This window comes from Pseudomonas sp. MWU13-2862 (genome assembly GCF_023242495.1).
Classification (GTDB): Bacteria; Pseudomonadota; Gammaproteobacteria; order Pseudomonadales; family Pseudomonadaceae; genus Aquipseudomonas; species Aquipseudomonas gingeri_D.
This window is the reverse complement of sequence record NZ_JALMEZ010000001.1, coordinates 240,766-264,888: the sequence shown is the minus strand read 5'-3', so window position 1 is coordinate 264,888 and position 24,123 is coordinate 240,766. Positions and strand designations below refer to the sequence as shown.

The window sequence follows — 24,123 nt, the reverse complement described above, 5'->3', positions numbered from 1 at the left end:
TTACAGCTGTCCTTGGTATGAAAGGAACGTTGTGCCGCAAAAAGCTGTTTGGAATAAAGCAGGCTTGCCTTATGCGGTCAATCCTGGCTTGTCACCCTGCGCATCCAATAAAGCCATGAACGCCCGGGCGGCATTCGACAGAGTCCGTTCCGTGTGCAGGATATAGCCTAGCTGGCGAGTCAGTTGTATGCCCGGTAAAGGAATGCGTGCCACCTGGTCATCGAGCATGGTTCGCGGCAGGACGCTCCAGGCCAGGCCGATGGAGACCATCATCTTGATGGTTTCCAGATAATTGGTACTCATGGCGATGTTCGGCGTCAGGCCCTGGGCTTCGAACAGGCGCTGGACGATATGGTGGGTAAAGGTATTGCCCCCCGGGAAGACTGCCGGGTGATGGGCGATGTCCTTGAGACTGACCGGGCCGTGGCTGACCAGCGGATGCTCGAGGGCGACGACGAAATCCAGCGGGTCGTCCCACACCGGCACGGCGCGTACCAGGCTGTGGGGTTCCGGGGCCAGGGTGATGACTGCCAGTTCGGCGCGGCCGTGAAGAATTTCCTCGTAGGCGATTTCCGAATCGAGGAACTGAATATCCAGTGCCACCTGTGGGTAGCGTCGGGTAAAGGCCCGCAGCAGGGGCGGCAGACGGTGCAGGCCGATATGATGGCTGGTGGCCAGAGTCAGCCGGCCGCTGACTTCGCCGGTCAGGTTGGTCAGTGCCCGGCGGGTATCGTCCAGTACATTGAGAATCTGGTAGGCGCGCGGCAGCAGGGCCCGGCCGGCCTCGGTCAGGCCGACTTCGCGGCCGAGGCGGTCGAACAGGCGGACATTGAGTTGCTGTTCGAGGCCGGCGATGCGCTTGCTGATGGCCGGCTGTGTCAGGTGCAGGCGCTCGCCCGCGCCGGAAAAGCTGCCGGTCTCGGCGATGGCGATAAAGGCGTTGAGGTTGGCCAGGTCCATTCTAGTATTCCACTTGGTTATCCAAAGCATAAAAAATATGAATTTGAGTTATTCACTCTAACCCCATAGCATCGACCTCACAAGCCAAGGGGTTATTGAGAACAGCCATCAATAAACCGGGGCATAGAAACAAGCTGATGAGGAAACGTCTGATGGCCGGCAAAACGCTTTACGACAAGCTCTGGGATTCTCACGAAGTGAAACGGCGCGACGATGGGTCGTCGCTGATCTATATCGACCGTCACATCATTCATGAAGTGACTTCGCCCCAGGCTTTCGAAGGCCTGCGCCTGGCCGGGCGCAAGCCCTGGCGTGTCGACTCGATCATCGCCACCCCGGACCACAACGTGCCGACCACTCCGGAACGCAAGGGCGGGATCGAGGCGATTGTCGACCAGGTATCGCGTTTGCAGGTGCAGACCCTCGACGATTACTGCGATGAATATGGCATCACCGAATTCAAGATGAATGACGTGCGTCAAGGCATCGTCCACGTGATCGGCCCGGAGCAGGGTGCAACCTTGCCGGGTATGACCGTGGTCTGCGGCGACTCCCATACGTCGACCCACGGCGCTTTTGGGGCCTTGGCCCACGGTATCGGCACTTCCGAGGTCGAGCATGTGTTCGCCACCCAGTGCCTGGTGGCCAAGAAGATGAAAAATATGCTGGTGCGGGTCGAAGGCACCTTGCCGTTTGGCGTGACAGCCAAGGACATCGTCCTTGCCGTGATCGGCAAGATCGGCACCGCCGGCGGTAACGGCCATGCCATCGAGTTCGCCGGCAGTGCGATTCGCGACCTGTCCGTCGAAGGCCGCATGACCATCTGCAACATGTCCATCGAAGCCGGTGCCCGCGTGGGCCTGGTGGCCGCCGATGAAAAGACCGTGGCCTACGTCAAGGGCCGTCCTTTCGCCCCGAAAGGCGCGGAGTGGGATTTGGCCGTCGAAGCCTGGAAAGAGCTGGTCTCCGATGCCGATGCGGTGTTCGACACCGTGGTCGAACTGGATGCCGCGCAGATCAAGCCGCAGGTCAGCTGGGGTACTTCGCCGGAAATGGTCCTGGCGGTTGACCAGAACGTGCCGGACCCGGCTCGCGAGCCCGATCTGGTCAAGCGTGGTTCCATTGAGCGCGCCTTGAAGTACATGGGTTTGACCGCCAACCAGGCGATTACCGATATCCAGCTGGACCGCGTCTTCATCGGTTCCTGCACCAACTCGCGGATCGAAGACCTGCGTGCCGCTGCCGTGATCGCCAAGGGCCGCAAGGTCGCCTCGACCATCAAGCAGGCGATTGTCGTACCGGGTTCGGGTCTGGTGAAAGCCCAGGCGGAAGCCGAAGGCCTGGACAAGATCTTTCTCGAAGCCGGTTTCGAATGGCGCGAGCCGGGTTGCTCGATGTGCCTGGCGATGAACCCGGACCGCCTGGAAAGCGGCGAGCACTGCGCCTCGACGTCCAACCGTAACTTCGAAGGGCGCCAGGGCGCCGGTGGTCGTACCCACCTGGTGAGCCCGGCCATGGCCGCCGCCGCCGCCGTGAGCGGTCGTTTTGTCGACGTTCGTGAATTGATCTGAGGAGCGCAGCATGAAAGCCTTTACCCAGCACACCGGTCTTGTCGCGCCTCTGGATCGTGCCAACGTCGACACTGACCAGATCATTCCCAAGCAGTTCCTGAAGTCGATCAAACGCACCGGTTTCGGTCCCAACCTGTTCGACGAATGGCGTTACCTGGACGTGGGTTATGCCTACCAGGACAATTCCAAGCGGCCGTTGAACAAGGAATTCGTGTTGAACGCCGAGCGTTACCAGGGCGCCAGTGTGTTGCTGGCCCGGGAGAACTTCGGTTGCGGTTCCAGCCGTGAGCATGCGCCGTGGGCTCTGGAGGAGTACGGCTTCCGCAGCATCATTGCGCCGAGCTATGCCGATATCTTCTTTAATAACAGCTTCAAGAACGGCCTGTTGCCGATCATCCTCGACGACAGCGAAGTCGACGAGCTGTTCCAGCAGGTCGAGGCGACGCCGGGTTATCAGTTGACGGTCGATCTGCAGGCGCAGACCGTGACCCGTCCGGACGGCAAGGTCTATCACTTCGAAGTCGATGCGTTCCGCAAGCATTGCCTGCTCAACGGCCTGGACGATATCGGCCTGACTTTGCAGGACGGCGAGGCGATTGCCGCGTTTGAAGCCAAGCACCGGGCCAGTCAGCCGTGGTTGTTTCGCGACGCTTGATTTGAGGTAGGCAGGGCCGGCCTTTTCGCGGGCAAGCCCTGCTCCTACAAAGTTATGTCGTACGCGGCTTTTGTGTACGACGCAAAACTGTAGGAGCAGGGCTTGCCCGCGAAAGGCCGGATCGGCAACACGGAACTCTCGGCAAAAGGAAAATCCCATGACCGGCAACGCCCACACCGCAGTCGTTCAAAAGCAATTCGGCGAACAGGCCAGCGCCTACCTGAGCAGCGCCGTGCACGCCCAGGGCGCCGAATTCGCCCTGCTCCAGGCCGAGCTGGCCGGACGCTCCGACGCCCGGCTCCTGGACCTGGGCTGCGGTGCCGGCCACGTGAGCTTCCATGTCGCCCCGCTGGTCAAGAAAGTGGCCGCCTATGACCTCTCGCAGCAGATGCTCGACGTGGTCGCAGCGGCGGCCGCCGAGCGCGGCCTGAACAATATCGCCACGGTATGCGGCGCGGCCGAAAGCCTGCCGTTCGCCGATGGCGAGTTCGACTTTGTCTTCAGCCGCTACTCGGCACACCACTGGAGCGATCTGGGGCAGGCCTTGCGGGAAGTGCGGCGGGTGCTCAAGCCCGGTGGCGTGGCCGCGTTCATCGACGTCATGTCCCCCGGCAGCCCATTGTTCGACACCTACCTGCAAAGCGTCGAGGTTTTGCGCGACACCAGCCATGTCCGCGATTATTCGGCGGGCGAGTGGCTGCGTCAGGTCAACGAGGCCGGGCTGCACGTACGCAGTACCCAGCGTCAGCGCCTGCGCCTGGAGTTCAGCTCCTGGGTCGAACGCATGCGCACCCCGCAACCGTTGCGGACCGCCATTCGCGATTTGCAGCAGGCAATGGGCGCGGAAGTGCGAGAATATTTCGAGATTGAGGCCGATGGTTCATTCAGTACCGATGTGCTGGTGCTGTGGGCCGAGCGATAGACTTTTTCCAGCCGCGCCCGTGACCATGGGCGCGGCGACAGATGACATGAGGAAAGCATGAGCAAGCAGATTCTGATTCTCCCAGGCGACGGTATCGGTCCGGAAATCATGGCCGAAGCGGTCAAGGTGCTGGAATTGGCCAGCGAGAAGTACAGCCTCGGTTTTGAGCTGAGCCACGACGTGATCGGCGGTGCCGCCATCGACAAGCACGGCGTGCCCCTGGCCGACGAGACCCTGGAACGTGCCCGCGCCGCCGATGCCGTGCTGCTGGGCGCCGTTGGTGGGCCGAAGTGGGACAAGATCGAACGGGATATCCGCCCTGAACGCGGCCTGCTGAAGATCCGCGCGCAACTGGGCCTGTTCGGCAACCTGCGTCCGGCGATTCTCTATCCGCAACTGGCCGATGCTTCCAGCCTGAAGCCGGAAATCGTCGCCGGCCTGGATATCCTCATTGTTCGCGAACTGACCGGCGGTATCTACTTCGGCGCGCCACGGGGTACCCGCACCCTGGAAAACGGCGAGCGCCAGTCCTACGATACCCTGCCGTACAGCGAAAGCGAGATCCGCCGCATTGCCCGGGTCGGTTTCGACATGGCGCGGGTGCGCGGCAAGAAGCTCTGCTCGGTGGACAAGGCCAACGTCCTGGCGTCCAGCCAGCTGTGGCGTGAAGTGGTCGAGCAAGTTGCCCAGGATTACCCGGACATCGAGCTGAGCCACATGTACGTCGATAACGCCGCCATGCAATTGGTGCGGGCGCCGAAACAGTTCGACGTGATCGTCACCGACAATATGTTCGGCGATATCCTGTCCGACCAGGCTTCGATGCTCACCGGCTCCATCGGCATGCTGCCGTCGGCGTCCCTGGATGCCCATAACAAAGGTATGTACGAGCCGTGCCACGGCTCTGCGCCGGACATTGCCGGGCAGGGCATCGCCAACCCGCTGGCGACCATCCTGTCGGTTTCGATGATGCTGCGTTACAGCTTCAACCTGCACGAAGCGGCGCAGGCGATCGAGACCGCGGTCAGCCGTGTGCTGGACCAGGGCCTGCGCACCGGTGACATCTGGTCGGCCGGTTGCACTAAAGTCGGTACGCAGGAAATGGGCGACGCAGTAGTCGCCGCGCTGCGGAATCTGTAATCTCTCGGGCCCACCGCCTCTTCCATCCCTGGAGGCGGTGACCCACTTTTGTAAAAGGTGTAGTTGCGATGAAACGTGTAGGTCTGATCGGTTGGCGCGGTATGGTCGGTTCCGTGCTCATGCAGCGGATGCTGGAAGAGCAGGATTTCGACCTGATTGAGCCGGTGTTTTTCACCACTTCCAATGTCGGTGGCCAAGGCCCGTCCGTGGGCAAGGACATTGCTCCGCTGAAGGATGCCTACAGCATTGAAGAGCTCAAGACCCTCGACGTGATCCTGACCTGCCAGGGCGGCGACTACACCAGCGAGGTTTTCCCCAAGCTGCGCGAAGCCGGCTGGCAGGGTTACTGGATCGATGCGGCTTCCAGCCTGCGCATGCAGGATGACGCAGTGATCATTCTCGACCCGGTCAACCGCAAGGTCATCGACCAGCAGCTGGATGCCGGTACCAAGAACTACATCGGCGGCAACTGCACCGTCAGCCTGATGCTGATGGGGCTGGGTGGCCTGTTCGAGGCCGGCCTGGTGGAATGGATGAGTGCCATGACCTACCAGGCGGCCTCGGGTGCCGGCGCGCAGAACATGCGTGAACTGATCAAGCAGATGGGCGCGACCCACGCCGCTGTCGCCGATCAACTGGCCGACCCTGCCAGTGCCATCCTCGACATCGACCGTCGTGTCGCCGAAGCCATGCGCAGTGACGCCTACCCGACCGAAAACTTCGGTGTGCCCCTGGCCGGCAGCCTGATCCCATGGATCGACAAGGAACTGCCGAACGGCCAGAGCCGTGAAGAATGGAAGGCCCAGGCCGAGACCAACAAGATCCTCGGTCGCTTCAAGAGCCCGATCCCGGTGGACGGTATCTGCGTGCGCATCGGCGCCATGCGTTGCCACAGCCAGGCGCTGACCATCAAGCTGAACAAGGACGTGCCGATCGCCGATATCGAAGGGCTGATCAGCCAGCACAACCCCTGGGTCAAGCTGGTGCCGAACCAGCGTGAAATCAGCATGCAGGAACTGAGTCCGACCAAGGTCACCGGCACGCTGAATATCCCGGTGGGGCGTCTGCGCAAGCTGAACATGGGTTCGCAGTTCCTCGGTGCCTTCACCGTGGGCGACCAGTTGCTCTGGGGCGCGGCCGAACCGCTGCGGCGCATGCTGCGTATCCTGCTGGAACGTTGATCCGCTGAAACGCTGAAAAACCCGCGTCTCGTCAGATTCGCGGGTTTTTTTTATACCCTGCATCTCTGCAAGGCCCGCGTGCAATTGCCTGACTGCCTGGTCACGGGTAAAGTGCCGCTCCCCCCGTTTCACCTGAGGTCATCCCATGAGCCAGTCCTTTGATATTGCCGTGATCGGCGCCACCGGCACCGTCGGCGAGACCCTGGTGCAGATCCTCGAAGAGCGCGATTTCCCGGTGGCCAACCTGCACCTGCTGGCCAGCAGCGAGTCGGCGGGGCATTCGGTGCCTTTCCGCGGCAAGAACGTGCGGGTGCGCGAAGTCGACGAATTCGACTTCGGCAAAGTCCAGCTGGTGTTTTTTGCCGCCGGCCCCGCGGTGACCGTCAGCTTTGCCCCGCGCGCGACAGCGGCGGGTTGCACGGTGATCGACCTGTCCGGCGCCTTGCCCGCGCCCCAGGTCGTGCCGGAGGCCAATCCCGAGGTGCTGGCGACCCTGGGCAAGCCGGTGCAGGTCGGCAGCCCGAGCGCGGCCGCCACGGCGTTGGCGGTGGTGCTGGCGCCGCTCAAGGGCCTGGATATCCAGCGGGTCACTCTGACCGCCTGCCTGGCGGTATCGAGCCAGGGCCGCGAGGCGGTGACCGAACTGGCCCGACAAACGGCGGAGTTGTTGAATGTCCGTCCGCTGGAACCGCGCTTTTTCGATCGGCAGATGGCGTTCAACCTGCTGGCCCAGGTCGGCAAGCCGGATGCCCAGGGGCATGTCTCCCTGGAAAAACGCCTGGTCAGCGAACTTCGCGAACTGCTCGCCGCACCTTTGTTAAAAATTTCAGTGACTTGCATTCAAGCCCCGGTGTTTTTCGGCGATAGCTATAGTGTCTCTCTGCAAACCGCCGGCGAGGTTGATCTGGCCGCGGTGAACGCTACGCTGGAAGCAGCGGCGGGAATCGAGCTGGTGGAAGCCGGCGACTATCCGACGGCGGTGGGTGACGCGGTGGGCCAGGATGTGGTTTATGTCGGGCGGGTACGTCGCGGTGTGGACGACCCGTGTGAGCTGAACCTGTGGCTGACAGCCGATAATGTACGCAAAGGCGCGGCATTGAACGCTGTGCAACTGGCAGAGCTGTTGATAAAAGACCTGCTGTAAAAGATACTTGGCGGCAATTTGCAGAATGACTCTAGCCTGACGCTATGCTCAGGCTGGTTGCTGGAGGTGAACCTGTCCTCGGGCATTTGCAAGGGCGTCGGCTGAAACCGCGCGCTGCGGCGATGTTTTCAAGGGCGCGCACGCTGCCGCAAGGCGGGCGACACCACCTTCTCGCTAGCCGAGGAATGCACAAACAAAGGAAGAGGCTATGGTTCAAGTTCGCAAACTGGTGTTAGCAATAGCGGCCGCTTCGGCGCTGTCTTCCGGTATGGCACACGCGCTTGGGCTGGGGGAAGTGACCCTCAAGTCAACTCTGAACCAGCCATTGCTGGCAGAAATCGAATTGCAGGATGTCAGTGGTCTCAGCGCCTCGGATATCGTGCCGAGTCTGGCCTCGCCCCAGGCCTTCGCCGATGCCGGGGTCAGTCGCCAGGATTTCCTCAACGACCTGACGTTCACGCCGGTGATCAACCCCAACGGCCGCAGCGTGGTTCGGGTCACCTCGAGCAAACCGTTGTCCGAAGCCTATGTGCGCTTCCTGGTGCAGGTGCAGTGGCCCAATGGCCGGTTGATGCGCGACTACAGCGTGTTGCTCGATCCGTCGAAATACACCCCGCCCGCTGACGCCGCCAAACCAGCTGCTGCTCCGACGGCAGCCGCCGCGCCTGTGGCGCCGGTTACCGCGCCGACCAAGGCCAAGCAATACACCACCGGCCCCAAGGACACCTTGTGGGATATCGCCCTGAAGGAGAGCAATGGCGCTTCCGTGCAGCAGACCATGCTGGCGATCCAGGCGTTGAATCCGGGGGCCTTCCTCGACGGCAATATCAACCGCCTGAAGACCGGCCAGGTGCTGCGTCTGCCTGATCGCGTGGAAAGCCGCGCGTTGGCACAACCCAAGGCTATCGCTGAAGTGGCGGCACAGAATGCCGCTTGGCGTGCGGGACGGCGCTCGCCCCATGCCGGCAAGCAACAGATCGATGCCACCCGGCACAAAGGGACCGAGGGCGCGCCGACCAAGGCTGCTGCCAAGGACAACCTGAGCCTGATCTCCGCCGAGTCCGGCAAGAAGCACGGCAAAGGTGCCGCCGGCGATAGCAAGGCCCTGAACAACAAACTGGCGGTGACCCAGGAAAGCCTGGACACCACACGTCGCGACAATGCCGAGCTGAAGAGCCGGATGGAAGACCTGCAAAGCCAGCTGGACAAGTTGCAGCGTCTGATTCAGTTGAAGAACGATCAGTTGGCCAAGTTGCAGGCCGACGGTGCGACAACCACGCCTGCGGCACCCACTGCCGGGCAACCGGCCAACGCCATGTCCGCCCAGTTGGCGGCCAAGCCGGAAGTGGCCCCCGCGCCGATCGCTCCGGCGGCGGAAGTGGCCAAGCCTGCAGCGGTTGTACCGCCGATCCAGCCTGACGCCGCCGTGCCCCAGGAGCGCAAGCTCGATGACCTGCTGGCCAGTCCGATCCTGATGGGACTGCTGGCCGGTTCCGTGGTGCTGGTGTTCCTCTTGCTCCTGCTGTTCCTGGCGCGTCGTCGCAAGGCCAAGCAGGAAGCGGAAAAACACCTGCGCATGGCCCGGGCGCTGAACGAGGAAGGTGGTTTTTCCGAAGAGCTGGATATGCCTGAAAGCAGTTTCGAGGGTCTGGAGGTCCCTCCGCCGAGCGTAAAGCTGGCACCCGCTCCGGCCCCGGTCCCGGCCGCTGAGCGTCCTACCGATGTACTGGACCAGGCTAACCTGCATATCCAGCGCGGTCACCTGAACCAGGCGGCCGGCTTGCTCGAAGAAGCGGTGAAATACGAACCACAGCGTACCGATGTGCGCCTGAAACTGATGGAGGTCTACGGCCAGCAGGGCGATCGTGATGCGTTTATCGCCCAGGAGCGGCAGTTGCCTGCCGGTCAGCACCAGGCCGAAGTCGAGCAGCTCAAGAGCCGTTTTCCGTCGATGATCGCGGTTGCCGCGGTGGCCGGGCTCGGAGCGGCCGCGGTGGCGGCTGAACTGAGCGAGGATTACGTCAAGGAATTGCTGGCCGATGAGCCGCCAGCGCCAGTGCCAGCTCCTGTTGCGGCGCCGGCACCGGTGGCGGCAGCGGACGATCTCTTCGACAGCGATTTTGACCTGAGCCTGGATGATCTCGAAGCCGCCTCGCCAACGGTGGTTGCACCGGCCAAGGCGGATCTGGATGACCTGCAACTGGATGACGACCTGAGTTTCGAGTCGATTCTGGGGCAGCAGGCAGGCGCCACGCCGGCGCTGGACGACGATTTGAGTTTCGAGTCGCTCATGGAACAGCATGCCCCGGCCAAGCCGGCCCTCGACGACCTGGCGGATTTCGATCTGGACCTGGGTGGGGAAGCGCCGCTGTCGACTTCAGCGGACGAGGACTTCCTGCTGAGCCTGACCGAAGACCTGAAGGATTCCGACGCCGAGGTCCCGACCCTGGGCGCCGGCGGTCTGGATGATCTGGATCTGCCGGCGGATTTCGATCTGTCGCTGGCGGACGAACTGGAGGCGCACGCCGGCCCGAATGCGTTCACCGACGAGCTGGATGACGTCAACGCCGAGCTGGATCGTCTGTCCCAGAGCCTGGAGCAGCCGCCGCTGGCTACACCGAGCCTGGCGGCCGACGAATTGCCCGAGGACGAGTCGTTCGACTTCCTCTCCGGCACCGACGAGGCGGCCACCAAGCTCGACCTGGCCCAGGCCTATATGGACATGGACGACAGCGATGGGGCGCGGGATATCCTCGCCGAGGTGCTGAACGAAGGCAGCGAGGCGCAGAAAGCCGAAGCCCGGGAGATGCTCAAGCGTCTGGCTTGATCGGTGCTTCAACAAAAAACGGCAGCCTTCGGGCTGTCGTTTTTATTTGTAGGGCCAACTAAAAGTCCCTGGTGCATGGCGTCTCGGCCGGCTGGCCTTATAATGCCCGCCTTTGCGTCAACCAGCAGGCTGTGAGTTCTTGGCAAATATAGATAATCCGGCCGCCGAAGTGGCGGCCGACGGCGTTTTCAGGATCGCCCTGGGCGTCGAGTACAAGGGCTCGCGCTATCGCGGCTGGCAACGTCAGGCGTCCGGTGTGCCGACGGTGCAGCAGACCCTGGAAGAAGCGCTGTCGAAAGTGGCGGATTCGCCGGTTTCGCTGATGTGCGCCGGGCGCACCGATGCCGGCGTGCATGCCTGTGGCCAGGTGGTGCACTTCGATACCCAGGCCGAGCGTTCGCTGAAGGCCTGGGTCATGGGTGCCAATATCAATCTGCCCCATGACGTCAGCGTCAGTTGGGCGCAGGTGATGCCGGCGCACTTCCATGCGCGTTTCAAGGCCATCGCCCGGCGTTATCGCTACGTGATCTACAACGATCAGATCCGTCCGGCCCACCTGAACGAAGAGATCACCTGGAATCATCGCCCGCTGGATGTCGAGCGCATGGCCGAGGCCGCCCGTCACCTGATCGGCACCCATGATTTCAGCGCCTTCCGGGCCGGCCAGTGCCAGGCCAAGTCGCCGATCAAGGAAGTGCATCACCTGCGGGTCACCCGCCACGGCAAGATGATCGTCATCGATATCCGTGCCGGGGCCTTCCTGCATCATATGGTGCGCAATATCGCCGGGGTGCTGATGACCATCGGTGCCGGTGAGCGGCCGGTGGAGTGGGCCCGGGAAGTCCTGGAAAGCCGGGTCAGGCGTACCGGCGGCGTTACCGCCCATCCGTTCGGCCTTTACCTGGTACAGGTAGAGTATCGCGACGAGTTTGCCCTGCCGCAGCGTTACATCGGGCCGCACTTTCTCACCGGCTTCTCGGAACTTGACGGCTGACGCCCGGAAAAGCATTTGTTACCATCCGGGACTTTCTCGGAAAAGCACTCGGGGTTTTACGACATGTCCGCCGTTCGCAGCAAAATTTGCGGAATTACCCGCATTGAAGATGCGTTGGCCGCCGTCGATGCCGGGGCCGATGCCATTGGTTTTGTGTTCTACGCCAAAAGCCCGCGGGCGGTGACGTTCCAGCAGGCACGGGCGATTATCGCCGCCTTGCCGCCGTTCGTGACCACCGTCGGCCTGTTCGTCAATGCCAGCCGTTGCGAGCTGGGGGAAATCCTCGACGCGGTGCCGCTGGACCTGTTGCAGTTCCATGGCGATGAAACCCGCGAGCAGTGCGAAGGTTATCACCGTCCCTATATCAAGGCCTTGCGGGTCAAGGCCGGTGACGACATCGCCGCGGCCTGTGACGCTTACCCGAGTGCCAGCGGGATTCTCCTCGATACCTATGTCGAAGGTGTTCCCGGGGGAACCGGCGCGGCGTTCGACTGGTCCCTGATACCAACGGGCCTGAGCAAGCCGATTATCCTCGCCGGCGGCCTGACCGTCGACAACGTGGCCGAGGCCATCGCCCGGGTCAAGCCCTATGCCGTGGATGTCAGCGGCGGGGTGGAGCAGGGCAAGGGCATCAAGGATCGTACAAAGATCGAAGCGTTCATACGCGCCGTACGCGGTTGCCGAGCGCCAATGTGACGGCTGGCAGCCTGCCGCCGTCCATGCATACCGCCGCAGAAAACAGGCGGGCCCGGTTGTTCGACGGGCCGAAAACGAATTGGAGAAAGACAGCATGAGCAACTGGTTAGTAGACAAACTGATCCCTTCGATCATGCGTTCCGAGGTGAAGAAAAGCTCGGTGCCTGAAGGTCTGTGGCACAAGTGCCCATCGTGCGATGCGGTGCTCTACCGTCCGGAACTGGAAAAGACCCTGGACGTCTGCCCCAAGTGCAACCACCACATGCGCATTGGCGCCCGTGCACGCATCGATATCTTCCTCGACGCCGAAGGTCGCGTTGAGTTGGGTGCCGACCTGGAGCCGGTGGACCGTCTGAAATTCCGTGACGGCAAGAAGTACAAGGACCGCTTGACCGCGGCCCAGAAGCAGACCGGCGAAAAAGATGCCCTGGTGTCCATGAGCGGCACCCTGCTGGGCATGCCGGTGGTGGTTTCCGCCTTCGAATTCTCGTTCATGGGTGGCTCCATGGGTGCCATCGTCGGCGAGCGTTTCGTACGTGCCGCCAACTACGCCCTGGAAAACCGTTGCCCGATGATCTGCTTCGCCGCTTCCGGCGGTGCGCGCATGCAGGAAGCACTGATTTCCCTGATGCAGATGGCCAAGACTTCGGCCGTACTGGCGCGCTTGCGTGAAGAAGGCCTGCCGTTTATCTCGGTGCTGACCGACCCGGTCTACGGCGGTGTTTCCGCCAGCCTGGCCATGCTCGGCGACGTGATCGTCGGCGAACCCAAGGCGCTGATCGGCTTCGCCGGCCCACGGGTGATCGAGCAGACCGTTCGCGAGAAGCTGCCGGAAGGTTTCCAGCGTAGCGAATTCCTGCTGGAGCACGGTGCGATCGACATGATCATCGCCCGCCAGGAACTGCGTCCGCGCCTGGGTAACCTGCTGGCGCAGATGATGGGCCTGCCGACACCCGAATACATCGCCTTGCCTGTTGAGCCTGTCATTGTCCCACCGGTGCCTGCAAGCCTATGACCGAACGTACCCTGGGCGAGTGGCTCGCCTACCTGGAGCAATTGCACCCATCGGCCATCGACATGGGGCTGGAGCGCTCGCAAGAGGTAGCGAACCGCATGGGGCTGGGCAGGCCGGCGCCTCGGGTAGTGACCGTGACCGGCACCAATGGCAAGGGTTCGACCTGCGCCTTTGTTGCCTCGTTGCTGCAAGCGCAGGGGCTCAAGGTCGGCGTCTATAGCTCGCCACATCTGCTGCGCTACAACGAGCGCGTGCAGATCAACGGGGTCGAGGCGACGGACGCGCAGTTGTGCGAAGCCTTCGCCGCCCTCGATGCCGGGCGGGGCGAGACCTCCCTGACCTATTTCGAGATGGGCACCCTGGCCGCGCTCTGGCTGTTCGAGCGTGCGGCCCTGGATGTCGTGGTCCTGGAAGTCGGTCTTGGTGGACGCCTGGATACGGTCAATGTGGTGGATGCCGACCTGGCGTTGGTGACCAGCATTGGTGTCGATCATGCCGAATACCTGGGCAACACCCGTGAATCGGTGGCGTTCGAAAAGGCCGGGATCTTCCGCCCGGGCGCACCGGCGCTGTGTGGCGACCTGAATCCGCCGCAGCCGCTGCTGGACAAGGCTCGTGAGTTGGGTAGCCCGTTCTTCCTGCGTGGCCGGGACTTCGATCTTGGCCTCACCGATGCAAACTGGCAGTGGCGTGGCGTCGACCGCCAGGGCCAGGCGGTCGAGTTGCGCGATCTGCCGCTGCTTGGCCTGCCGATGGAGAACGCCGCCCTGGCCCTGCAGGCTTACCTGTTGATGGATCTGCCATGGCAGCCCGAGCGGATTGCCCAGGCGCTGCTGGATACCCGTATTGTCGGCCGGCTGGATCGGCGTAAGCTGACCTGGCAGGGCAAGTCCCTCAGCCTGATGCTGGATGTCGGGCACAATCCCCATGCCGCCGAATACCTGGCCGAGCGCCTGGCGCACAGTCCCTTGAAGGGGCGGCGTTTGGCGGTATTCGGGCTCTTGTCGGACAAGGACCTCGATGGGGTGGTTGCCCCGCTTGAGCGTCATATCCAGCACTGGGCGGTAACGCCCTTGCAGACGCCGCGCAGTCGCCCGGCGGCTGACCTGCAGGCCGCCTTGGCGGCCCGTGGTGCGTCGGTGAGCGTCTACGAAAGTGTCGCCGCGGCGCTGGAAGGGCAATGCGCCCAGGCCACGGCCGATGACGAAATTCTGTTGTTCGGATCGTTTTTTTGTGTTGCCGAGGCGCTGGAGTGGCTGGCCCGGCGCGCCACGGAGGAGGCTGCCAATGGCAATGCTGGATAAAGCGTACAAACAACGGATGGTCGGTGCCCTGGTGCTGGTGGCCTTGGCGGTGATCTTCCTGCCGATGCTGTTTTCCCGCCAGGACGAGCAGCGCCAGGTTCGGGTCGAGGCGCCGACCGCGCCCCAGGCCTCGGCGTTGCCCCAGGTCAAGGTCGAGCCGGTGCCGGTTCCCGAGCCGCAGGCATTGCCCCCGGATTCGGTCCCGGCTGATGAGGAAGTCGAGGAAACGCCGGTGCCTCTCGCACCAGCACCGGCACCCAAGCCAGTGGCTCCGGTCGCGGCGGCCAAGCCCGTAGCCCCAGCGCCTGTCACCAAACCGGCTCCGGCCCCGGCGCAAACACCGGCCCAGGTGGTTGCAGTGGCGCCGGCCAAGCTCGATACCACGCAAAACCGCGTAGACCCCAACGGCCTGCCGATCAGCTGGTCGGTGCAACTGGCCAGCCTGTCCAGCCGTGACAGTGCTGAAAGCCTGCAAAAGACCCTGCGCAGCCAGGGTTATAACGCCTATATCCGTTCCTCCGATGGCAAGAACCGGGTCTTTGTCGGCCCGCTGATCGAGCGTGCCGAGGCCGATCGCCTGCGTGACCTGCTGGGTCGCCAGCAGAATCTGAAGGGTTTTGTCGTGCGTTTCCAACCGGAACGCGGTTAAGCCCGCGGCTTTGTATCGAAATGCTCTGACAATCGCCTTACCAGTGGGGCGGCGCTCTGCTAAAATGCGCCGCCTTATCCGTCTGTAGGCTGCACTGTGCCATTTACCTGGGTTGACTGGGCGATTATTGCGGTAATCGTCGTTTCTGCGTTGATCAGCTTGAGCCGTGGTTTCGTCAAGGAAGCCCTGTCCCTGCTCACCTGGATCATTGCCGGCGCGGTCGCCTGGATGTTCGGTGGCTCGTTGTCCGTGTACCTGACCGACTATATCCAGACACCTTCGGCACGCGTGATCGCGGGCTGTGCAATCATGTTCGTCGCCACCCTGCTGGTGGGCGCCATGGTCAACTATCTTATCGGCGAACTGGTTCGCGTCACCGGCCTGTCCGGGACCGATCGCTTCCTCGGCATGGCCTTCGGTGCCGCGCGTGGCGGGCTGCTGGTGGTGGTGGCCGTCGGGCTGCTGAGCCTGGGGCCGGTCCAACAGGATTCGTGGTGGCAGGGCTCCCAGCTCGTGCCAAAATTTCTATTGGTCGCCGACTGGTCCAAGAACCTCATCCTGGGGTGGAGCAGTCGGTGGTTAGCCAGCGGAATCAGCGTACCCGCTGACCTTCCGTTCAAGGAACATCTCTTGCCGGCCAAAACGCCTCAGTAAGAGCTGTTCAGTTCAGATTCATTAAGTAGGGGTTGCGTCGCATGTGTGGCATCGTCGGTATCGTCGGTAAGTCGAACGTCAATCAGGCGCTGTATGACGCGCTAACCGTGCTCCAGCACCGCGGCCAGGACGCTGCCGGTATCGTGACCAGCCATGACGGCCGGTTATTCCTGCGCAAGGACAACGGCCTGGTCCGCGATGTATTCCATCAGCGGCACATGCAGCGCCTGGTCGGACACATGGGCATCGGCCATGTGCGTTACCCGACCGCCGGCAGTTCGACTTCGGCTGAGGCCCAGCCGTTTTATGTCAACTCGCCGTACGGCATCACCCTGGCCCACAACGGTAACCTGACCAACGTCGAACAGTTGGCCAAGGAAATCTACGAGTCGGATCTGCGCCACGTCAACACCAACTCCGACTCGGAAGTGTTGCTCAACGTGTTCGCCCACGAGCTGGCCCAGCGCGGCAAGCTGCAACCGACCGAAGAAGACGTGTTCGCCGCGGTGACCGACGTGCACAACCGCTGCGTCGGTGGTTACGCGGTGGTGGCGATGGTGACCGGCTACGGTATCGTCGGTTTCCGCGACCCCCATGGCATCCGTCCGATCGTGTTCGGCCAGCGTCACACCGACGAAGGCGTCGAGTACATGATCGCCTCGGAGAGCGTGTCCCTGGACGTGCTCGGTTTCACCCTGATCCGCGACCTGGCACCGGGCGAAGCGGTGTACATCACCGAAGACGGCAAGCTGCACACCCGTCAATGCGCGACCAACCCGTCGTTGACCCCGTGCATCTTCGAACACGTCTACCTGGCGCGTCCTGATTCGATCATCGACGGCGTGTCGGTATACAAGGCGCGTCTGCGCATGGGCGAGAAGCTGGCGGAGAAGATCCTGCGCGAGCGTCCGCAGCATGACATCGACGTGGTCATCCCGATCCCGGACACCAGCCGTACCTCGGCCCTGGAGTTGGCGAACCACCTGGGCGTGAAGTTTCGCGAAGGCTTTGTGAAGAACCGCTATATCGGCCGGACCTTCATCATGCCGGGCCAGGCGGCCCGCAAGAAGTCCGTGCGGCAGAAGCTCAACGCCATCGAGCTGGAATTCCGTGGCAAGAACGTCATGCTGGTGGACGACTCCATCGTGCGCGGCACCACTTGCAAGCAGATCATCCAGATGGCCCGCGAAGCCGGCGCGAAAAACGTCTACTTCTGCTCGGCGGCCCCGGCGGTGCGCTACCCGAACGTCTACGGTATCGACATGCCGAGTGCCCATGAGCTGATCGCCCACAACCGCACGACCCAGGACGTGGCCGACCTGATCGGCGCCGACTGGCTGATCTACCAGGACCTGCCGGACCTGATCGAGGCCGTCGGTGGTGGCAAGATCAAGATCGAGAACTTCGATTGCGCGGTGTTCGACGGCAAGTACGTCACCGGCGACATCGACGAGCACTACCTGGCCAAGATCGAGCAGGCGCGTAACGATGCGTCCAAGGTCAAGACCCAGGCGGTCAGCGCGATCATCGACCTGTACAACAACTGAGTAAAAACCGGCTCTGGGGTGTGGCCGCGGTCCTGAAAACACCGCAACCCTGTAGGAGCCGGGCTTGCCCGCGAAGCTTCTGGCGGTCTCAAGGGCCCCTTCGCGGGCAAGCCCTGCTCCTACAGGGGTCGTGTCCCCCCTTAAAACCGGTTTTAATCTTCAAGAAAGTCGAACAAGGAGTGGCAGCATGAGTCAGGAATGGGATGCCGGTCGGTTGGACAGCGATCTCGAGGGCGTAGCCTTCGACACCCTGGCCGTCCGTGCCGGTCAGCACCGCACGCCGGAAGGCGAGCACGGCGACCCGATGTTCTTCACCTCCAGCTACGTGTTCCGCACCGCCGCCGATGCGGCAGCGCGTTTCGCCGGGGAAGTGCCAGGTAACGTCTACTCGCGCTACACCAACCCCACCGTGCGTTCCTTCGAAGAGCGCATCGCGGCCCTGGAAGGGGCCGAGCAGGCGGTTGCCACCGCCACCGGCATGGCCGCGATCATGGCCGTGGTCATGAGCCTGTGCAGTGCCGGCGACCATGTGCTGGTCTCGCGCAGTGTGTTCGGCTCCACCATCAGTCTGTTCGAGAAGTACTTCAAGCGCTTCGGTGTTGAAGTCGACTACGTGCCCCTGGCCGACCTGTCGGGCTGGGACGCGGCGATCCGGCCGAATACCAAGCTGCTGTTCGTCGAATCGCCGTCCAATCCGCTGGCTGAACTGGTGGATATCGCCGCGTTGGCTGAAATCGCCCATGCCAAGGGTGCGATGCTGGTAGTGGACAACTGTTTCTGCACGCCGGCCCTGCAACAGCCTTTGAAGCTGGGCGCGGACATCGTCGTGCATTCGGCGACCAAGTTCATCGACGGCCAGGGCCGTTGCATGGGCGGCGTGGTTGCCGGGCGTGGCGAGCAGATGAAGGAAGTCGTCGGTTTCCTGCGCACCGCCGGGCCGACCCTCAGTCCGTTCAATGCCTGGATTTTCCTCAAGGGCCTGGAAACCCTGAACCTGCGCATGCGCGCCCACTGTGCCAATGCCCAGGCCCTGGCCGAATGGCTGGAGCAGCAGGACGGTATCGAGAAGGTCCATTACGCCGGCCTCAAGAGCCACCCGCAGCACGAACTGGCCCAGCGTCAGCAGCGCGGTTTCGGTGCGGTGGTGAGCTTCGAGGTCAAGGGCGGCAAAGAGGGCGCCTGGCGCTTTATCGACGCCACCCGACTGATCTCGATCACCGCCAACCTGGGTGATAGCAAGACCACCATCACCCACCCGAGCACCACTTCCCACGGCCGCCTGGCGCCGCAGGAACGTGAGGCCGCGGGGATTCGCGACAGCCTGATCCGTGTCGCCGTCGGCCTCGAAGACGTGGCCGACCTGCAAGCCGACCTGGCTCGCGGGTTGGCGGCCTTGTGATCGAGTGGTCCCTGGACACGGCCGTTGCCAATAACGGCCGTGTCGCCCTGGTGACGGGCGCGGCCCGTGGTATCGGCCTGGGGATCGCGGCGTGGTTGATCAGCGAAGGCTGGCAGGTGGTGCTCACCGACCTCGATCGTCGCCGTGGCGCCAAGGTGGCCCGGATCCTGGGCGAGAATGCCTGTTTCATCGGCATGGATGTGGCCGATGAAGCCCAGGTGGCCCAGGGCGTTGCCGAGGTATTGGGCCGTTTCGGCCGGATCGATGCCCTGGTGTGCAACGCGGCGATTGCCGACCCGCACAACATCACCCTTGAAAGTCTCGACCTGGCGCACTGGAATCGTGTGCTGGCGGTCAATCTCGGCGGGCCGATGTTGCTGGCCAAGCACTGCGCGCCTTATCTGCGTGCCCACTGCGGCGCGATCGTCAACCTGGCCTCTACCCGTGCGGCGCAGTCGGAACCCGACAGCGAGGCCTATGCGGCGAGCAAGGGCGGTCTATTGGCCCTGACTCACGCCCTGGCGATCAGCCTCGGGCCGGAGATCCGGGTCAATGCGGTCAGTCCGGGCTGGATCGATGCCCGCGATCCCTCGGTACGTCGGGCCGAGCCGTTGAGCGACGCCGACCATGCCCAACATCCGGCGGGAAGGGTAGGGACGGTCGAGGATGTGGCGGCGTTGGTGGCCTGGTTGCTGTCGAGGAATGCGGGGTTTGTCACCGGCCAGGAATTCGTGGTTGACGGTGGCATGAGCCGCAAGATGATCTACCGGTAGGAGCGAGCTTGCTCGCGATGGACGTCAACGATAACGCGGGAAGTCTGCTAGCCCGTAGTGTTCCGGCTACCATCGCGAGCGAGCTCGCTCCTACAGAGAGCAGGGCTTGATGGTCTTGCCTGTGACACGAATCTGTCTTTTTCTGAAAAACTTCAAGCAGGCTATTGACTTAGGTCCGCTACCTGCGTAAATTTCGCGGCCTCAACGAAGCAAAGGGTGATTAGCTCAGCTGGGAGAGCATCTGCCTTACAAGCAGAGGGTCGGCGGTTCGATCCCGTCATCACCCACCACTCGTTGAGCTTCTCGCAAGAGAATCGGATGTTCCGCAAGGAGCTTCCAACCGACGCGCAGCGGTAGTTCAGTCGGTTAGAATACCGGCCTGTCACGCCGGGGGTCGCGGGTTCGAGTCCCGTCCGCTGCGCCATATTTGTACAGGTCGCCTTGTGCGGTCTGCGATTGAAAGGCACCGAAGCTTTTCGATCACGGGTTTCAAGATTTCAAACGGACGCAAGTCCGAGCGATACGCAGCGGTAGTTCAGTCGGTTAGAATACCGGCCTGTCACGCCGGGGGTCGCGGGTTCGAGTCCCGTCCGCTGCGCCATACACCGCTTCAAGGCCCTTGAACTCCTTGAAGCAAAGAAAATGCCCCGGCTTGCCGGGGCTTTTTTTTGCCTTTTTTTTGCCCGCCACTGCCTGGGCTTCTTGCGCTGACTTGAAGTCGTCCCCTTCGATTCTCTTGTGACACGTTTTAAATACGCTGCGAATGTTTAAAAAAGTGTCATGAAAGTTCCTTCTTTGCTCTTCCTTTGAAAGTTGCAAACTTTCGTTATTTATTTCCTTTGCAACGGCACTTCGTGGTTATCCGATCTAGGACGATTCCTATGTTTTCGGCCCCCCCCTTTGACTAGAGTGAATCCACGCAGCGCCTGGCTTGCCGTGTGCGCAGGGCGCTGAGGTTTAACGTCTTTCACTTTGGTTTGGCGTGCCTGAAGGGCATTTTCATGGGGCTGGAATATGTCGATAAAAGAACTGATTCCTTATATTAATACCCTGCCAGACAGGCCCTGCGGTCCGAACTTGGAATACCGCGCGGACTTTATTCAACTGTTAGAAGAAATAGACGGCGGCAACGAAGTTCAATACGGCGATCATGTGTACCCCGCAACGCCGGTGGACTGGCAACGGGTACGCTCGCTGTGCCTGACGCTGCTGGAGGATGCTCTCGACCTGCGGGTGGCGGTTTGCCTGGCGCGGGCCTTGCTGGAATTGCACGGGCTGCCCGGCTTTGTCGATGGCTTGCGGCTGATCGACAGTCTGCTGCGTGAGCGCTGGGAGGATGTTCACCCGCAGCTCCTGGCCGAAGACGATCACGATCCGCTGATGCGCCTCAATACCCTTGCCGAGCTGGCGGTGCCCACCAGTGTGGTCCAGGTGCTCAAGCGTCAGCAGCTGGGCAATGCCATGGGCCTTGAACCGCTGCGTGTGACCGATCTGGCCTGCATCGCCGAGTCCGCCGAGGAGGAGGTCCGGACACAAGGACTGGCGCGTCTGGGTGCGCTGATCGAGTCCAAGGCCCGTGCTGAGCTGATCGAGAACCTGAGCTTGTTGAGGGCTCTGGTCGAACTGATCGCGCGGATCGGCGCTTGTCTGGAGGAAAAAATCGCGGCCCCCGGTATTTCGCCGCTGGACGGCCTCGGGCGGGCCCTGGACAAGTGGTGCCGCATCGCCGAAGAGCGTTGCGATGTCGTCTTGCCGCCGCCAGACGATGATTTGCCCCAGGCCCTGGCCACCGATGTGACAAGTCGTGCTCCAGCCACCTGGAGCGGTGTCTGCCAGTCCCGTGAGGACGTAGTCCGCGCCCTGGATGCCATTTGCGCTTACTACGCCCAGCACGAACCTTCGAGCCCGGTGCCCTTGCTGGCGGCCAGGACGCGTCGGCTCGCCAGCATGAGTTTTCTCGAAGCGATCGCCGAACTGGTGCCAGGCAGCCTTGCCGACCTGCATGCGCTGGGCGGTATCACCGATGACTAACCTTTCCCTCCCTGCTCAGGTTTATCTGTATGTCCAGTAACAACAGCCAGAAATTCATTGGGCGCAACCGTGCGCCACGGGTCCAGATCGAATATGACGTCGAGTTGTACGGCGCCGAAAAGACCATCGAGATCCCCTTTGTCAACGGCGTGTTCGCCGATCTCTCGGGGGCCAACCGGGACGACCTGCCGCCGGTGGCCGAGCGCAAGTTCCTGGAAATCGATATCGACAATTTTGATGAGCGCATGGCCGCCATCGAACCCCAGGTGCGCATCAGTGTGCCCAACCAACTGACGGGGGAAGGGCAGATGGCGGTGTCGCTCGCCTTCAAGAGCATGGACGACTTCTCGCCCGGCGCCGTGGCCCGCAATGTCGAGCCGCTGCGTGAACTGCTGGAGGCGCGCAATCAACTGGCCAATCTGCTGACCTATATGGACGGCAAGAGTGGCGCCGAGCAACTGATGGCCAAGTTGCTGGAAAACCCGGCCCTGATGCAGTCGCTGCTGGCCCACGCCAAGCCGGCGGCCACCGAGTCCGAAGACTGATGCCTTCGATGATCGCTCCCTGAAACAGGTAAATATCCGTGTCCGCCACATCTCAGAATCAGTCCGGCATCGACCCGACGGCCGAGCTCTCGCCCAGTGAATTCAACGACCTGCTGCAACGCGAGTTCAAGCCCCGCGGCGAGCCGGTGCGCGAAGCCATTGAAAATGCGGTGCAGACCCTGGCCCAACAGGCGCTGCGCACGACCCACCTGATTGCCCACGACACCCTCGGCACCATCCAGGCCCTGATCGGTGAAATCGACGCCAAGTTGTCCGCGCAGGTCAATGACATCCTCCATCACCCGGATTTCCAGGCCGTCGAATCTGCCTGGCGCGGCCTCGACTACCTGGTGAGCAATACCGAGACCGACGAGAAACTCAAGATCCGTTTCCTCAACGTCGCCAAGGACGAAGTCGCCCGCGAGCTGAAGAAGTTCAAGGGCGCGGCCTGGGACCAGAGCCCGCTGTTCAAGAAAATCTACGAGCATGAGTACGGCCAACTGGGCGGTGAGCCCTTCGGTGTGCTGATCGCCGATTTCTATTTCGATAACAGCCCACCGGATGTGGAACTGTTGGCGTCACTGGCCAAGATTGCCGCCGCGGCCCATGCGCCCCTGATCAGCGCGGCGTCGCCGGCGGTGATGTTGATGGACTCCTGGCGCGAGGTCGCCAACCCCCGCGACCTGAGCAAGCTGTTCCTCACTCCCGAGCATGCCGCCTGGCGCAATCTGCGGCGCTCCGAGGATTCGCGCTATATCGGCCTGACCATGCCGCGTTTTCTCGGGCGTATTCCCTACGGCGCGCGTACCGCGCCAGTGGAGGAGTTCGCCTTCGAGGAGGTCACCGAAGGCCAGGCGCAGAACTACCTGTGGGCCAATGCAGCCTATGCCATGGGCATCAATATCAACCGCTCCTTCAAGGAGTACGGCTGGTGCTCGCGGATTCGCGGCATCGAGTCCGGCGGCGCCATCAGCGGGCTGCCAGTGCATACCTATCCGACCGAGGACGGCGGCGTCGACATGACCTGTCCGACCGAGGTCGCCATCAGTGACCGGCGCGAAGTGGAGTTGGCCAAGAACGGCTTCATGCCCCTGGTGCATTGCAAGAACAGCTCGCTGGCGGCGTTTATCGGCGCGCAGTCCTTGCACGCTCCCCAGGAATACGACGACCCCGACGCCACCGCCAATGCACAGTTGGCGGCGCGGTTGCCGTATCTGTTCGCCACCTGTCGTTTTGCCCATTACCTCAAGTGCATCGTGCGCGACAAGATCGGCTCCTTCAGTGAGCGCGAAGACATGGAGATCTGGCTCAACAATTGGATTGTCAAGTACGTCGAGCATAACCCGGCGACCGCCAGCGACGCCGACAAGGCGCGCAAGCCGCTGGCGGGTGCCGAAGTGGTGGTGCAGGAAGTGGAGGGCAGCCCGGGCTTTTACCAGGCCAAGTTCTTCCTGCGTCCCCACTATCAATTGGAAGGCCTGAGCGTATCCCTGCGACTGGTCTCCCGACTGCCCTCGGTCAAAGGCTGAGGGGTTCATGCCCGACCGGGGCCTTGTCCCCGGAAAGGTACTTAACCATTCAAATAAACAGATGTTGGAGTCCGCATGATTGTATTGAAATTCAAAACCGAGATTAAGGGGAACTGCCAGGAGAAGGATCACAAGGACTGGATCGTCATCGACTCCTGGGGGTTCAGCAGTGGTCGTTCCATCTCCATCGGCAATGACCGTGAGCCGAGTGTCGGGCATGTCACCGAGATAACCTTGAACAAAACCACTGACGTCGCTTCGCCTAATCTGTTTATCGAGTCGGTTAGCGGCAAGTCCCTGGACGAGGCGACCTTGCGCATCATCCAGACCAGCGGCAGTTCGACGGGCAAGAACGAACCCTACGTCGAGTTCACGCTGACGGCGCCGATCATCAGCAGCTACTCCATCAGCGGTAGCGGTGATCGCCCGAGCGAAACCATCCAGATTAGCTTCACCGCCATCAAGTACCAGTACAAGCACTTCGTTGATGGCAAGGCTGTCGCGACCCTTGCAAAGAGCTACGACCTGCTCAGCAACACGACCGTGTGATCGAACGCCGACGGCCCCCGCAGCATGCTGCGGGGGCC

Annotated in this window: 21 protein-coding genes and 3 tRNA genes; 23 read left to right on the top strand and 1 reads right to left on the bottom strand. The window is 62.3% G+C overall.

From position 1 onward, the window contains the following. Positions 1-69: 69 nt before the first annotated feature. Positions 70-960, bottom strand: coding sequence for a LysR family transcriptional regulator (locus tag M5C56_RS01275; protein ID WP_103497620.1), 891 nt, complete (start codon positions 958-960; stop codon positions 70-72). A 152-nt stretch (positions 961-1,112) separates the two neighbouring features. On the opposite strand from M5C56_RS01275, the gene leuC reads away from it, so the two are divergent. The 23 genes from leuC (at position 1,113) to M5C56_RS01160 (ending at position 24,085) form a co-directional block, all read left to right on the top strand. Beyond that, positions 1,113-2,531, top strand: a complete 1,419-nt coding sequence (gene leuC / locus M5C56_RS01270) for a 3-isopropylmalate dehydratase large subunit (protein WP_103497619.1) — start codon at positions 1,113-1,115, stop codon at positions 2,529-2,531. A gap of 10 nt (positions 2,532-2,541) precedes the next feature. After that, on the top strand, positions 2,542-3,186 hold the full coding sequence (gene leuD / locus M5C56_RS01265) for a 3-isopropylmalate dehydratase small subunit (protein ID WP_103497618.1): 645 nt from the start codon (positions 2,542-2,544) through the stop codon (positions 3,184-3,186). A gap of 157 nt (positions 3,187-3,343) precedes the next feature. After that, the gene (locus M5C56_RS01260) at positions 3,344-4,108 is read left to right on the top strand and encodes a class I SAM-dependent methyltransferase (protein WP_103497617.1); all 765 of its coding nucleotides are present in this window, start codon (positions 3,344-3,346) and stop codon (positions 4,106-4,108) included. 57 nt (positions 4,109-4,165) lie between these two features. Next, positions 4,166-5,248: a 3-isopropylmalate dehydrogenase gene (gene leuB / locus M5C56_RS01255; protein ID WP_103497616.1), complete on the top strand. Its 1,083-nt coding sequence runs from the start codon at positions 4,166-4,168 to the stop codon at positions 5,246-5,248. 68 nt (positions 5,249-5,316) lie between these two features. Next, complete coding sequence (gene asd, locus M5C56_RS01250; protein WP_017129390.1) at positions 5,317-6,429, top strand: aspartate-semialdehyde dehydrogenase; 1,113 nt, start codon at positions 5,317-5,319, stop codon at positions 6,427-6,429. 145 nt (positions 6,430-6,574) lie between these two features. Beyond that, on the top strand, positions 6,575-7,573 hold the full coding sequence (locus tag M5C56_RS01245) for an aspartate-semialdehyde dehydrogenase (protein ID WP_103497615.1): 999 nt from the start codon (positions 6,575-6,577) through the stop codon (positions 7,571-7,573). A gap of 208 nt (positions 7,574-7,781) precedes the next feature. Beyond that, entirely contained in the window at positions 7,782-10,400 is a 2,619-nt protein-coding gene (locus tag M5C56_RS01240; protein ID WP_103497614.1) for a FimV/HubP family polar landmark protein, read from the top strand. 169 nt (positions 10,401-10,569) lie between these two features. After that, on the top strand, positions 10,570-11,394 hold the full coding sequence (gene truA, locus M5C56_RS01235) for a tRNA pseudouridine(38-40) synthase TruA (protein ID WP_177102600.1): 825 nt from the start codon (positions 10,570-10,572) through the stop codon (positions 11,392-11,394). A 63-nt stretch (positions 11,395-11,457) separates the two neighbouring features. Further along, positions 11,458-12,090, top strand: coding sequence for a phosphoribosylanthranilate isomerase (locus M5C56_RS01230; protein WP_103497612.1), 633 nt, complete (start codon positions 11,458-11,460; stop codon positions 12,088-12,090). A 94-nt stretch (positions 12,091-12,184) separates the two neighbouring features. Next, positions 12,185-13,105 (top strand): acetyl-CoA carboxylase, carboxyltransferase subunit beta, encoded by a 921-nt coding sequence (gene accD, locus M5C56_RS01225; protein WP_100942980.1) that lies wholly within the window; start codon positions 12,185-12,187, stop codon positions 13,103-13,105. Continuing rightward, entirely contained in the window at positions 13,102-14,409 is a 1,308-nt protein-coding gene (gene folC, locus M5C56_RS01220) for a bifunctional tetrahydrofolate synthase/dihydrofolate synthase (RefSeq protein WP_103497611.1), read from the top strand. Before accD ends, folC begins: the two co-directional genes overlap by 4 nt. Further along, positions 14,393-15,058: an SPOR domain-containing protein gene (locus tag M5C56_RS01215; RefSeq protein WP_103497610.1), complete on the top strand. Its 666-nt coding sequence runs from the start codon at positions 14,393-14,395 to the stop codon at positions 15,056-15,058. Before folC ends, M5C56_RS01215 begins: the two co-directional genes overlap by 17 nt. Before the next feature lie 96 nt (positions 15,059-15,154). Beyond that, positions 15,155-15,712 carry a CvpA family protein gene (locus M5C56_RS01210; RefSeq protein ID WP_103497609.1) on the top strand — a complete coding sequence of 186 codons (558 nt, stop codon included), beginning with the start codon at positions 15,155-15,157 and terminating at the stop codon, positions 15,710-15,712. 41 nt (positions 15,713-15,753) lie between these two features. Continuing rightward, entirely contained in the window at positions 15,754-17,259 is a 1,506-nt protein-coding gene (gene purF, locus M5C56_RS01205; protein WP_100942976.1) for an amidophosphoribosyltransferase, read from the top strand. A 187-nt stretch (positions 17,260-17,446) separates the two neighbouring features. Next, entirely contained in the window at positions 17,447-18,658 is a 1,212-nt protein-coding gene (locus tag M5C56_RS01200) for an O-succinylhomoserine sulfhydrylase (protein ID WP_103497608.1), read from the top strand. Then, complete coding sequence (locus M5C56_RS01195) at positions 18,655-19,431, top strand: SDR family oxidoreductase (protein WP_103497607.1); 777 nt, start codon at positions 18,655-18,657, stop codon at positions 19,429-19,431. The genes M5C56_RS01200 and M5C56_RS01195 overlap by 4 nt, the downstream gene beginning before the upstream one ends. A 214-nt stretch (positions 19,432-19,645) precedes the next feature. Next, positions 19,646-19,721: transfer RNA gene (locus M5C56_RS01190), tRNA-Val, on the top strand. A gap of 57 nt (positions 19,722-19,778) precedes the next feature. Next, positions 19,779-19,855, top strand: a tRNA-Asp gene (locus tag M5C56_RS01185). A 100-nt stretch (positions 19,856-19,955) separates the two neighbouring features. Then, positions 19,956-20,032: transfer RNA gene (locus M5C56_RS01180), tRNA-Asp, on the top strand. A gap of 413 nt (positions 20,033-20,445) precedes the next feature. Beyond that, positions 20,446-21,462: a type VI secretion system protein TssA gene (gene tssA / locus M5C56_RS01175; RefSeq protein ID WP_103495072.1), complete on the top strand. Its 1,017-nt coding sequence runs from the start codon at positions 20,446-20,448 to the stop codon at positions 21,460-21,462. Between the two features lie 29 nt (positions 21,463-21,491). Then, positions 21,492-22,007: a type VI secretion system contractile sheath small subunit gene (gene tssB, locus M5C56_RS01170; protein WP_103495071.1), complete on the top strand. Its 516-nt coding sequence runs from the start codon at positions 21,492-21,494 to the stop codon at positions 22,005-22,007. 38 nt (positions 22,008-22,045) lie between these two features. Next, complete coding sequence (gene tssC / locus M5C56_RS01165; RefSeq protein ID WP_103495070.1) at positions 22,046-23,536, top strand: type VI secretion system contractile sheath large subunit; 1,491 nt, start codon at positions 22,046-22,048, stop codon at positions 23,534-23,536. 75 nt (positions 23,537-23,611) lie between these two features. Then, complete coding sequence (locus M5C56_RS01160) at positions 23,612-24,085, top strand: type VI secretion system tube protein Hcp (protein ID WP_103495069.1); 474 nt, start codon at positions 23,612-23,614, stop codon at positions 24,083-24,085. The last annotated feature ends 38 nt before the right edge of the window (positions 24,086-24,123 follow it).